This window comes from Undibacterium sp. TC9W (genome assembly GCF_049339865.1).
In the GTDB taxonomy this organism is placed as follows: Bacteria; Pseudomonadota; Gammaproteobacteria; order Burkholderiales; family Burkholderiaceae_D; genus Undibacterium.
Genome location: NZ_JBMPPJ010000001.1, coordinates 429,397 through 441,478, shown reverse-complemented (window position 1 = coordinate 441,478; position 12,082 = coordinate 429,397). Strand labels below are relative to the sequence as shown.

At 48.4% G+C, this 12,082-nt stretch carries 12 protein-coding genes; 1 reads left to right on the top strand and 11 read right to left on the bottom strand.

The features are described from left to right. Positions 1-24 precede the first annotated feature (24 nt). From ACO0LN_RS01995 to ACO0LN_RS01980, 4 genes are all read right to left on the bottom strand, one after another. The gene (locus ACO0LN_RS01995; protein WP_422970707.1) at positions 25-492 is read right to left on the bottom strand and encodes a PaaI family thioesterase; all 468 of its coding nucleotides are present in this window, start codon (positions 490-492) and stop codon (positions 25-27) included. After that, on the bottom strand, positions 489-1,271 hold the full coding sequence (locus ACO0LN_RS01990; protein WP_422970773.1) for an SDR family oxidoreductase: 783 nt from the start codon (positions 1,269-1,271) through the stop codon (positions 489-491). Before ACO0LN_RS01990 ends, ACO0LN_RS01995 begins: the two co-directional genes overlap by 4 nt. 107 nt (positions 1,272-1,378) lie before the next feature. Beyond that, on the bottom strand, positions 1,379-3,196 hold the full coding sequence (locus ACO0LN_RS01985; protein WP_422970706.1) for an acyl-CoA dehydrogenase: 1,818 nt from the start codon (positions 3,194-3,196) through the stop codon (positions 1,379-1,381). 90 nt (positions 3,197-3,286) lie between these two features. Next, a complete protein-coding gene (locus ACO0LN_RS01980) occupies positions 3,287-4,465 on the bottom strand; it encodes an acetyl-CoA C-acyltransferase (RefSeq protein WP_422970705.1) in 1,179 nt (392 codons plus the stop codon). A gap of 411 nt (positions 4,466-4,876) precedes the next feature. On the opposite strand from ACO0LN_RS01980, the gene ACO0LN_RS01975 reads away from it, so the two are divergent. After that, positions 4,877-6,535: an MFS transporter gene (locus ACO0LN_RS01975; protein ID WP_422970704.1), complete on the top strand. Its 1,659-nt coding sequence runs from the start codon at positions 4,877-4,879 to the stop codon at positions 6,533-6,535. 73 nt (positions 6,536-6,608) lie between these two features. Here the strand turns inward: ACO0LN_RS01975 and ACO0LN_RS01970 are convergent, their stop codons facing one another. The 7 genes from ACO0LN_RS01970 to ACO0LN_RS01940 form a co-directional block, all read right to left on the bottom strand. Next, entirely contained in the window at positions 6,609-7,514 is a 906-nt protein-coding gene (locus tag ACO0LN_RS01970) for an LD-carboxypeptidase (protein ID WP_422970703.1), read from the bottom strand. 8 nt (positions 7,515-7,522) lie between these two features. Next, positions 7,523-8,083, bottom strand: a complete 561-nt coding sequence (gene tadA, locus ACO0LN_RS01965) for a tRNA adenosine(34) deaminase TadA (protein ID WP_422970702.1) — start codon at positions 8,081-8,083, stop codon at positions 7,523-7,525. Then, entirely contained in the window at positions 8,083-8,526 is a 444-nt protein-coding gene (gene queD / locus ACO0LN_RS01960) for a 6-carboxytetrahydropterin synthase QueD (RefSeq protein WP_110253669.1), read from the bottom strand. Before queD ends, tadA begins: the two co-directional genes overlap by 1 nt. Before the next feature lie 6 nt (positions 8,527-8,532). Then, entirely contained in the window at positions 8,533-9,168 is a 636-nt protein-coding gene (gene queE / locus ACO0LN_RS01955) for a 7-carboxy-7-deazaguanine synthase (protein WP_422970701.1), read from the bottom strand. Positions 9,169-9,478: 310 nt separating this feature from the next. Further along, positions 9,479-10,099, bottom strand: coding sequence for a hypothetical protein (locus tag ACO0LN_RS01950; RefSeq protein ID WP_422970700.1), 621 nt, complete (start codon positions 10,097-10,099; stop codon positions 9,479-9,481). A gap of 234 nt (positions 10,100-10,333) precedes the next feature. Beyond that, on the bottom strand, positions 10,334-10,705 hold the full coding sequence (locus tag ACO0LN_RS01945) for a hypothetical protein (RefSeq protein ID WP_422970699.1): 372 nt from the start codon (positions 10,703-10,705) through the stop codon (positions 10,334-10,336). A gap of 29 nt (positions 10,706-10,734) precedes the next feature. Then, positions 10,735-11,304: a heme-binding protein gene (locus tag ACO0LN_RS01940; RefSeq protein WP_422970698.1), complete on the bottom strand. Its 570-nt coding sequence runs from the start codon at positions 11,302-11,304 to the stop codon at positions 10,735-10,737. Between the last annotated feature and the right edge of the window lie 778 nt (positions 11,305-12,082).

Sequence of the window (12,082 nt, the reverse complement as noted above, 5' to 3'; positions counted from 1 at the left end):
TGCAGAAACGACGTCAATTTTTAATCAGTCACTACCATAAAGCTTTTTCATATTTTCACCAGACTTCAAGCGTCGCAGGTATTTGAAAGTACCCATGGCTTTGGCAATGAGCTTGTCGCCATTCCATACTTCACCCTCGCAAAAACACATGGTGGTGGATTGATGGAATGCCTTGCCACGCGCTTCCATACGGCCACCTGGTACGCCGCCTGGTTGCAGGAAAGTGGTTTTCATTTCTACCGTGACGACGCCCTTGAGGTCGTTACTCATGGACCGGCCAGCCATGGCCATGACCACATCCAGCATGGTCATGATCACGCCGCCATGGGCAATTTGCCAGCTGTTCATATGACGCCCGGTCAAATCCAGAGCCAATCGCGCCTGACCATTCTCCATTTCCAGGAACTCAACGCCCAAGTCATGCAAAAAAGGATTCAATACCGGTGTTGGTTGCGCAATGGGAAGCGCCGCAGGACACTTGGTCTCTGTCATACAGCAGACACCCCGCCATCCACTGCCAGGGTCTGGCCTGTAATATGTTTGCCCGCATCGCTGGCAAACAGCATGGCCACGCCCTTCAAATCCTCATCATCACCTATGCGTTGCAGAGGTGCTTCTTTGGCGAGTTTTTCTTCACCCAGGTTTTCCAGTATGCCCTTGGTCATCTTGGAGGGGAAAAATCCTGGTGCAATTGCATTGACTGTGATGCCATGTACACCCCATTCACCAGCCAGGGTGCGAGTGAAGTTGATGACAGCAGCCTTGGAGGTGTTATAGGCGATGGTTTGCATGGTCCCTGGCGCATTGCCAGCCAGACCAGCGATAGAAGCAATATTGATGATACGGCCATATTTGCGCGGTATCATGGACCGTTTACCGACTGCCTGCGAGATCAGGAAGATACTGCGGATATTCAGGTTCATGACCTTGTCCCAGGCATCAACCGGATAATCTTCTGCCGGTGCGCCCCAGGTAGCACCAGCGTTATTGATGAGGATATCGATATGCCCAAGACGGGCTAGTGTTTCATCTACCAATGGTTGTACCACTGCTTCTTTAGACAAATCGGCAGCAATTGCGCTGGCATCTATACCACGGCTTTTCAGGTGGGCGACAGCTTCATCCAGGTCAGATTGTTTACGAGAAGACAGCACCACTTTAGCACCCTGCTCACCCAGTGCTTCTGCCATTTGCAGACCCAGGCCGCGTGAACCACCAGTAATCAGGGCAGTCTTGCCATGCAGGTCAAATAATTGTTGTACGGTGCGAATCGCTTTGCTCATTTTTTTGTCTCCGGTATGTGCGGCCACCACCTGTCTGCGAGCAGACAGGAAAGGCATCGTTTGTTATGGGTTTTTAATAATTTCAGGGCTATGGTTCAGAACCAGGCATCTTGCATATCGAAAGTCGTCATATCGATATTCGATAGCAAATCCAGCTGAGGATGAACGCGTGGCAATTCCCAGTGGAAGAAGTATTTACAAGCCTGCAGTTTGCCTGCATAGAAATCAGCATCATGGTGAGTTTCTTTGTTCAGGCACAAAGTAGCTTGCTCCAGCCACATCCACGCAATCACGGCATGGCCAAATACTTCCAGATAAGCCGAGGCATTTGCCAGAGTTTTGTTGGCGTCGCCAGTGCCGTGCAATTGCTGGGTAACGCTAGCCAGCCTTTGCAGCACACGTGCCAGTGATTTAGTATAGGCTAACAATTCAGGATGTGCGGCAGCTCTCGCCAGCGTCTTGTGCATGATTTCGCCCAAAGCCTCGAGCGCTGCACCATCTTGCATGACAACCTTGCGGCCCAATAAATCCAGCCCTTGTATGCCATGTGTTCCTTCATGGATGGGGTTGAGACGGTTATCGCGGTAAAACTGTTCTACATTGTATTCACGGGTATAGCCATAGCCGCCATGCACTTGTATCGCCAGGTTATTTGCTTCCAGACACCATTGTGAAGGCCAGGATTTGGCAATCGGTGTCAGTATTTCCAACATCTGCGCAGCATGGGTACGCGCTTCTGGCGACGGCGCGGTGCGCTCTTCATCCACCAGACGGGCGCAGAATAAATTCAAAGCCAGGCCACCTTCGACATAGGCCTTTTGTGCCAGCAACATGCGCTTGACGTCAGTATGCTCAATAATCGGCACTTGCGGTGCAGCCGGGTCTTTGTTCAGTGGTGCCCGTCCCTGTGGACGGTTGCGGGCATAATCCAGCGCATGCAAATAGCCGGTATAACCCAGCATGACCGCACCCAGGCCTACACCTATGCGCGCCTCATTCATCATGTGGAACATGTTTGCCATGCCACGGTGCAAGGTACCCACAAGATAGCCTATCGCGCCAGCCTTGCCTTGCGGCTTGAATTTACCTTCACCAAAATTCAGCATGCAATTGGTGGTACCGCGATAACCCATCTTGTGATTCAGGCCGGCGAGCACTACGTCATTGCGTTCACCCAGGCTGCCATCTTCGTTCACCAGTTTTTTAGGCACGATGAAAAGCGAAATGCCTTTGACGCCAGGTATCAACTTGCCGTTTGCATCCGGCACTTTGGCCAATACCAGGTGCACGATATTCTCGGCCAGCTCGTGCTCCCCTGCCGATATCCACATCTTGTTGCCGGTCAGCCGGTAAGTGCCATCTTCTTGCGGTTCAGCCCTGGTGACGATATCAGACAGGCTGGAACCAGCCTGTGGTTCAGACAAACACATGGTACCAAAGAAACGGCCTTCCAGCATGGGCTTGACGAAGGTTTCTATCTGCTCAGGTGTGCCGCATTTGAGCAATGTATTGGCGTTGCCTATGGTCAGGAAAGGATAGGATGCCGTTCCTACATTCGCCCCTTTGAAATAGGCAAAACCAGCTTTTTCAACGACGCAGGGTAACTGCATGCCGCCGACATCAAAGTCTTGCCCTGCCGCCATCAGGCCAGCTTCGCAAAATGCTTTCAGGGCCGTCTTCACTTCAGGAATCATGTGCACTTCTTCACCATCGAAGTGCGGCTCCTGCTGGTCATTTTTTTTATTATGGGTAGCGAACAGGTCTGTCGCTATTTGTTCGCAGGTATCAAGGGCGGCATTGAAAGTTTCGCGACTATGATCGGCGAAACGCGGCCTTTGATTCAGTGACTCTACATTCAGCCATTCATACAGCATGAATTCGAGATCACGGCGGGAAAGAATTTTAGATTGCATGGCTTTATCTGGATAAAAGAGATGAGGTACTCATTTTGCCCAAACCGCATGACAACATCATACAGCCTGGGCACCCGACATGCATCCAGCTTAGACTACTTCAAACAAACCTGCAGCGCCCTGGCCGCCACCAATACACATGGTGACCACTACATATTTAGCACCACGGCGTTTGCCTTCAATCAGTGCATGACCAGTCAGGCGTGCACCTGAGACGCCGTAAGGATGGCCCACGGCAATTGCGCCACCATTGACATTCAATTTGTCCATAGGGATGCCGAGTTTGTCTGCGCAATACAAGACTTGCACGGCAAACGCTTCATTCAATTCCCACAAACCGATGTCCTCAACTTTGAGGCCGGCTTTTTTCAGCAATTTTGGAATGGCAAAGACCGGGCCTATACCCATTTCATCTGGCTCGCATCCTGCAATCGCAAAACCACGGAAAATACCCAATGGTTGCAAGCCCTTTGCTTCAGCCAGTTTGCTGCTCATCAGAATGGCAACAGAAGCGCCGTCAGAAAACTGGCTGGCGTTACCGGCAGTAATCACACCACCTGGCACTGCGGTACGGATTTTGGAGACGCCTTCGAGCGTGGTATCTGCGCGAATACCTTCATCGGCAGAAATGGTGACTTCTTTGGTAACCAGCATGCCGGTTGTTTTATCGGCGACGCCCATGACAGTCGTCATCGGCACGATCTCGGCATCAAACAGACCAGCAGCCTGGGCTGCAGCTGCGCGCAACTGGCTTTGTACGCCGTATTCATCCTGACGCTCACGTGGGATGCCATAGCGCTTGGCAACAGTCTCAGCTGTTTGCAGCATAGGCCAGTAAACTTCTGGTTTATGTTGCTTCAACCAGGTTTCAACAATCATGTGGCTATTGGCTTCGTTTTGTACGCAAGAAATAGACTCGACACCGCCTGCCGCATAGACATCGCCTTCACCGGCAATAATTCTTTGTGCTGCCAGGGCAATGGTCTGCAAGCCAGAGGAGCAAAAACGATTGACCGTCATGCCAGCAGTAGTTACCGGGCAACCTGCACGCAAAGCGATCTGACGGGCGATATTGCTGCCAGTTGCGCCTTCTGGTGTGGCACAGCCCATGATGACATCTTCCACCTCGCCCGCTTCAATCTTTGCGCGGGTAATGGCTGCATTCAATACATGTCCACCCATGGTAGCACCATGCGTCATGTTGAAAGCACCCTTCCAGGATTTTGCAAGGCCAGTGCGGGCGGTGGAAACGATAACTGCGTCAGACATGAAGATCTCCTGATTGATATAAGTATGTGTACAGGCTGGAACTGCTGATAACCATCATAAGTAGTAATTTGCCCTTTGCAAACCAACATGCAGGAACAAACTTCCACAGCCCTGTTTTGCCTGAACCGAATTGCCTTAATTAAAAGCATATAGACCAAGCTCAAAAAAGAGAATATCACATTTTAGTACGACCGTTCGTAAATTAATTTCATGCAATTACCGAGTTCAATATTGCTCTTCTTTACATATTCAGGATAGAGCTTTTGTAAGTTTCTGTAAGTTTGGAGCAAGCAAGCCGTAAGTTTCGACTTGCACACTTTGCTTGCAATAAAAATTATGTCGGAAATGTGATTGTGGGATTCCGGCCATTTTTTAGCACACTTAAAATATATTTAAAAACAGGAGACAAGCATGGCGACAGCACCAAAAGCGGCGTCACGAGATATGACGCCTGAGGAACGCAAGGTAATTTTTGCGTCCTCTCTGGGTACCGTCTTTGAATGGTACGACTTTTATTTGTACGGCACATTGACAGCTATCATTGGTAAGCAATTCTTTACCAATCTGGATCCAACATCACAAGTCATTTTTTCCTTGCTCGCCTTTGCAGCAGGTTTTCTTGTCCGCCCGTTCGGCGCCCTGGTTTTTGGTCGCCTCGGAGACATGATAGGCCGAAAGTATACTTTCCTTATCACAATCCTTATCATGGGTGGCTCTACCTTTACTGTCGGCATTTTGCCGACTTATAAGGCAATTGGTGTCGCAGCTCCAGTTTTGCTGATAGCCCTGCGTATCCTGCAAGGTCTCGCTCTCGGTGGTGAATATGGTGGTGCGGCAACTTATGTTGCAGAACATGCTCCTGCCGGCAAGCGTGGCGCCTATACATCATGGATACAAACGACGGCAACATTGGGACTCTTCCTGTCCCTGATTGTTATTCTCGGCACCAGGACAGCCATAGGTGAGGCTGAATTTGCCGAATGGGGTTGGCGCATTCCATTCCTGGTCTCAGTATTCTTGCTGGCCATCTCGGTATGGATACGTCTGTCCATGAATGAATCCCCCGCCTTTGCAAAAATGAAGGCTGAAGGTAAAACATCAAAAGCACCTCTGACAGAATCTTTCGGTCAATGGAAAAACCTGAAGATCGTTATCCTCGCATTGGTGGGATTGACTGCTGGACAGGCTGTAGTCTGGTATACAGGCCAGTTTTACGCCCTGTTCTTCCTCGAGAAGACACTGAAAGTTGATGGTGCCACAGCAAACTTGCTGGTCGCTGCATCTTTAGTCATAGGCACACCATTCTTTGTCATTTTTGGGACATTATCTGACCGCATAGGCAGAAAACCTATCATCCTGGCTGGTTGTCTGATCGCTGCTTGCACTTACTTCCCGCTGTTCAAGGCATTGACTGCCGCTGCCAATCCTGACCTTGCCGCTGCACAGGTTAAAAACAAGGTAATTATTACAGCCAACCAAGATGAATGCTCGTTCCAATTTAACCCTACAGGCACCTTGAAATTCACCAGCTCTTGCGATATCGCGAAACAGGTGTTAGCGGCAAACTCAGTCAGCTATGAAGATCAAACAGGGACTGGAACTGCCAAGATCAGCATCGGTGAGACAGTCATTGAGTCTTATACATCAAAAGGTTTGCCAGCAGATGAAGCCAAGAAAAAAGATGCAGAATTCAAAAAAACGGTGGTTGATGCATTGAAAGTTGCGGGCTATCCTGCCAAGGCCGATCCTGAAAAAGTCAACAAGCTGCAGATCATTCTAATACTGACAATATTGGTCATCTACGTCACGATGGTTTATGGGCCGATAGCTGCCATGCTGGTTGAAATGTTCCCGACCAGGATCAGGTATACTTCCATGAGTTTGCCATACCATATTGGTAACGGATGGTTTGGCGGCTTACTGCCTGCAACCGGTGCTGCCATCGTCGCACAGACTGGTAATATGTATAATGGTTTGTGGTATCCGATTGTTATTGCCTTAATGACCTTTGTCATCGGCGTATTTTTTGTACCCGAAACCAAAGATAATGACATTTATGCCAATGATTAGAATGCATGGTTAGCCTCATAAAAAACGCCCGTCAAGTACGGGCGTTTTTTTGAGTCTAGCTTACAATACAGAATTACAGTAAGTAGCTCATTTTCAAGCTGGCCAGTGCTGATTCAATATTCAATTCCGCCTGACTACCAACGATCAGAGTGGCACGGGTTGATACATGACCAAATGGCAGACCAGTGATAACCGGCACGTCAATCAAACTACGAATGTAAGCAAGCATGGCATTGAAGTCATAGCCATTATCATGCTCTGCCAGTTTATAGGCAGAAAAATTGCCAAGTACGATGGCTTTTTGCTTGCTCAAGACACCTGCAAAATGCAGTTGCAGCAGCATGCGCTCTATGCGGTAAGGGTGCTCACCTATATCTTCCAGGAACAATATGCCATCCTTAACTTCTGCCCAATAAGGTGTGCCGATTGCATGCGTCAGCATGGCCAGATTGCCGCCCCAGAGTTTGCCTTGCACCTGCAAGTCGCAACCCGCTTCAGTTTCAAATTCAACTTTGTGCGTGGTGTTGCTCACGCATGCCTTGAATTGCTGCAGTGTATATTCAACAGGCTGCTCGCGTATGTAATCATCACACAGCATCGGGCCTGCAATACTGGTACGGCCACGCGCCAGCATTGCCAGATGCACGAGTGTGAAATCACTATAGCCAACAAAACATTTACCACTATTTGACAGTAAATCAAAATCAAGCAAAGGCATCAGCCTTGACATGCCATAACTGCCACGCAGTGCCATGACTATCTGCACATCCGGATTTTGCGCAGCCTCATGGATTTGTCTGACACGCTCGGTGTCGCTCGCACCAAAGCGCTGAAATTTGCGAGCAGGTTCATAGTAGCTGTGTACCTTAAAGCCCTGATGAGCCAGACGCTGCAAGCCACGCTCAATCAGACTGTCATCCAGCGGCGCACCACTGGGAGCAATAATAGCGATTCCGGTTTGGGTGCTTTGTTCGGGCATAGTGTGTTTCAGTCTTGTATAGGAGATATGCTGGCGTCAGCATTAGCGGCCAGCTTCTTTTGTGCAGCTACAGCGCGCCGGTGAGAAAAAAAATCCTTGAGCATGCTACTGCACTCATCTGCCAATACCCCGCCCGTGACACGTGTATGGTGATTCAATTGCCCGTGCTCAAACACATTCAGCAAAGAACCGACAACGCCGGTCTTGGGGTCAGTGGCAGCGTAAATGACGCGCGCCAGACGAGCGTGCATCATTGCCCCCGCACACATCATGCAAGGTTCAAGGGTAACGTAGAGTTCACATCCTGGCAGGCGGTAATTGCCAATGAACTCAGCGGCTGCGCGCAGGGCCATGATTTCTGCATGGGCGGTGGGGTCGTGTTTGCCTATGGGGCGATTGTAGCCAGTAGCGATGATTACGCCATCCTTAACGACTACGGCACCCACTGGCACTTCACCTTCATTTCTGGCCAGCAAGGCTTGCTGGTAGGCTGCCTGCATGAACCGTATGTCATGCAGGCTCTGCTGGTTCCGCTCACTTTGCGGCGGCAGGTTTTGCGCGTCGGCCATTACCCGTCTATCTCTGCCCAGCAATTTGGTGTTTCATACAGCGTGACTTTGGTCAACTCCAAAGTGCGGCCAAACCTGCCGTGATAAACCACCTTCAAAATATCAAAAGCAATTTTGGCGAGATTTTCTACTGTAGGCACGCGGTCAATGACCACCGTCTTGTGTCCTGGCAACTTCTCCAGGAAATTCTTGATGATGTAATCCTTCTCATAGACGATGAAGGAATGGTCCCACAGATTGACCAGATGCTCGTTGGCGAGCGCCTTGATATCACCAAAATCCATGATCATGCCGTTGTCCGACTCGCCATCTTTCTGGACGACCTCACCGGTCAAGGTAATTTGCAGGGTATAGCGGTGACCGTGCAAATTGCGACACTGGCTGCCGTGATCGGGAATGCGATGACCTGCATCGAATTCCAACTTTCTGGTAATCGTTAACATGAAAACTCAAGGAATCTGTAATAGTTTATGGGTTTGCAAACTCAGCTTCCATTGCGGATGCTGTTTGCAGTATTCAATTGCAAGACGCAAATTATCGTCTTTTAAAGGGCCATCCATGGCTTGTACAAAGTAATGTTCAAAATCAAGATTTGCGTATGCAGCCATATCCTGACCAAACTGCGGGATCACCACTTTGAGCTCACTACCTTTTCGAACAACCAGCTCTGATCCCATTTTGGGACTGACGCATATCCAATCTACACCATCAGGCACAGGCAAGGTACCATTGGTTTCTATGGCGATCTCAAAACCCACTGCGTGCATTGCTTCAATCAAGGCCGCATCAAGTTGCAACAAGGGTTCGCCACCGGTAAACACCACATACTTGCTTGCAGTATAGGACAATGGCCACAAAGCGTTGATGGTCGCAGCCAGCGCTTCGGCCAGCTTAAACTTGCCACCACCTTCACCGTTGGTGCCGACAAAATCAGTATCGCAAAACTGACATACAGCCGTCGCCCTGTCCTCTTCGCGCCCGGACCACAAGTTGCAGCCAGAAAAACGGCAAAACACTGCCGGGCGCCCGGCATGATTGCCCTCGCCTTGAAGAGTATAAAAAATTTCCTTGACGCTATAAGTCACGCCTATTCCCACTTGGTTATTTGACAGCGACCCACAGTCCTCCAACGAGAGGCAATCCGGGTTTCGTATGTCGCTAATGCGTACTGCGGATAAAAACAGTATATGAATTTTGTCGTGTTTTTAAAACACAAAAGGCCGACATCATACCATGATGCGGGAGTCAGGATTAGCTGCTTTGATCAGGCACGCCATTCTTCTGGGGTTGCATTGATCACAATCGCAGGAAAAAATAATCAAACGACAAGATAAGATCTTCATCGATGGTCCTGGTTATTACTCTTGCCCACATTTACCCTTTGCGTGGACATTATTATTCAGTAGTCACCACATAGCCATCGTTGATTACCAGCTCCCTGATCCACCACTGACTGCTAGTATTAGCCTCAATAAAACGCATGTGAGAAGCAATACCTAGCAAGGCAGGACCATCGGGCTTGAGCATTTTATAGATATATTCTTCAATATCTTTTGCAAGGCCGATAAATTCAAACCCGTCGTGCTCAAATTCAAAGATACGTCCAGCCTCAACGCCAGCAGTTGCCATCAATAGGTAATTACCAGTTCGTGGTATTTCCCCAATAACGATGCAAGTATCCACCCATTCAGGCAAATAATCGCTTCTTTCTTCCTCGGATAAGTCTTCTATCCAGCCATTAAAATTGGTCCGTAAAGACGCCCACTCACCCGGGGCACCTACATAGACTGCAGCGTCATTACTTTTTGCACAAGAATAGAGTAACAAGCTGCCAAATGTGTCATAGAAATCGTGCAATTTACCGAGCTCAGGAATTTCTTTATGGGATGCAGGGGAAGCATATTCATGCTGAAACGAGACCGTTTTTGTATTGTGCTCATGATGTATTTGCACACAATTAAATATCCCGGCGTGATTCTTTACTGCTTCTTCCAATTTTTCTAATTTCAATTTCACCTCACCGTCTGCACCAGCCCGTTTATTTAGTTTTAAATAATAACTGGAATTGACCCGGCATTTCCGGATTTCAACTAAAGAATTAAGGCAGACTATCAATTTAACAATAAATACTAAAGCACCCGTTCCCTCAAATGTTCGCTAAGCCCAGACTGATATCCAAGCGCGATGAGAGGAAAAAACGCGACACAGGAAATCTGCCTCGCGTTTTTATTTGAGATGACGTGAAGAAAATCACGGTGTTTCCGGCAACTTCTCCATAGTATTGATACTGATATGTGGCCACTGTATCAGGCCCTTGCCATCAGGGTGCGAGAAAAATTCCAGCAACACCAACTGCGAATATTGCAGGCGCATCTGAGGTTTGTTATTCGCATCCAGAATCTCCTGTATCCAGAAGGTTGATTTCATTGTCACAGCATTGGCCTGTTTGACAACAAAAGGAATATTGTGGATACCGCCCGTCTCTATCGTTGTATCAACTGACAGAATTGTGGTTTTCTTGATATTCACCCCTTTATTTGCCGCATTGAGCAAAGCATTTGGCAAGGTAGGATCAAACAAATTCTTGAAGGGCTGCGCATGAAAATGGCTGTACGGCGCCAAATATGGGTCCGTCAGGCTCTGTGGCACGCCTATGGGCAAACTGTTGTTTCACGAATGACCGGGGCACCCGCTACTTCGGTGTGCTGTCCCAGTGCCAGCACAGAATTGCCATGAGGGACACTGGATATACGCGCTATGTCGTGACCAGTCGAAACCTGGTTGGCCATGTGTAGCCACAAGCCAGGCTCGAAATGGATAGGCGTGCCTGGCTTGCCAGCCAGTCCGCTGACAGGAAAATCATCTTCGGCAATCTGGGTAATCGATTGTTGATAACGCAATGCAGCCAGAAATTGATCCGAATTGATCAGGCCTGTTGCCGTTTTGGTGACACCGCGATTGGGCACCCCCTTATCGACAAGGGTAAAGTCCAATTCTTCGTTATATTGGTTCAGTAACAGTCTAAAATCTGTTTTTGCAGATGCCGGTGCCACGAAGGGCAAAGCAATCATATTCCTCCAGCCATGCCCTTCCAGGCCATTCACATTACGCCACTTGCCTGCCAATAATTTAAGTGGGCCAAGTTCATCATCTTTAATGCTGGCTTTACTGATAGTACGGCCTTGCGCCTTCATGGCCGTAAGTTGCTGGCTGCTGAGCATGGTGAATTCCCTTCCGCAATTGTTTGTAGGATTGCCCGCTTACGTCATTGAAGTCTTGTCCTTGCGGTCAAAGCCCCTTGCAAAAGCTTCCTATATGACAATTATTTCCCAAGCAGATACCTATCTGGATCAGTGCCCGGGCTTTTTGCGAGCAAATCATTTTAGCAATTTAAACCCCGAATAATTATCTTTTTAATAATAAATTTAATAATTAAATTATATTTTTAAGTAGACTTAAAGATATTTCGAATAAACAACGAAATTTTCACGGATTGTTATCCGGCAGGAATAAAAAAAATCATCCAGATATGGCGGGCACTCTTGCTTAAAAGGCCCTGAGCAGAAAAACACAAATGTTCATCAACGACTACACCAGTCCTCCCCAAAATCAGAAGTACATCACTCTTCTTTGACGAGAACGCTCCCAAGCTGATCCACCAGTTCCCTGATCTGGTTATTTCCCCGTCCTTAATTAAGCCACCAGCCGGACAACAAAAAGCCCGCAATGACGCGGGCTTTCGGGGTGTTTTATGCTTTCAACTGCCTGACGTTGCCAGATCTAAATCACTCCCCTGCAGTCATCAACAAGCAGAAAAATCTTTTAATTAACAAAAAGTTAGGATAACGCGATTTCTCAATGCCATGAAAAATGCCATGATCAAATGTGCGCGGCGCGGCAAGGGCAACATCGTTACGGATCAAAGTTCGCCTTATAGTCTGCGTGTATTCTCACGGTTCACCCAAGTGCGGGAACTCAAATTCAAGTCCCTAACGTCCA

Bases quoted from the DNA above. Each gene is read 5' to 3' on its own strand.
- ACO0LN_RS01995 (WP_422970707.1), bottom strand. From the start codon at position 492: ATGACAGAGACCAAGTGTCCTGCGGCGCTTCCCATTGCGCAACCAACA.
- ACO0LN_RS01985 (WP_422970706.1), bottom strand. From the start codon at position 3,196: ATGCAATCTAAAATTCTTTCCCGCCGTGATCTCGAATTCATGCTGTAT.
- ACO0LN_RS01980 (WP_422970705.1), bottom strand. From the start codon at position 4,465: ATGTCTGACGCAGTTATCGTTTCCACCGCCCGCACTGGCCTTGCAAAA.
- ACO0LN_RS01975 (WP_422970704.1), top strand. From the start codon at position 4,877: ATGGCGACAGCACCAAAAGCGGCGTCACGAGATATGACGCCTGAGGAA.
- ACO0LN_RS01970 (WP_422970703.1), bottom strand. From the start codon at position 7,514: ATGCCCGAACAAAGCACCCAAACCGGAATCGCTATTATTGCTCCCAGT.
- tadA (WP_422970702.1), bottom strand. From the start codon at position 8,083: ATGGCCGACGCGCAAAACCTGCCGCCGCAAAGTGAGCGGAACCAGCAG.
- queD (WP_110253669.1), bottom strand. From the start codon at position 8,526: ATGTTAACGATTACCAGAAAGTTGGAATTCGATGCAGGTCATCGCATT.
- ACO0LN_RS01940 (WP_422970698.1), bottom strand. From the start codon at position 11,304: ATGCTCAGCAGCCAGCAACTTACGGCCATGAAGGCGCAAGGCCGTACT.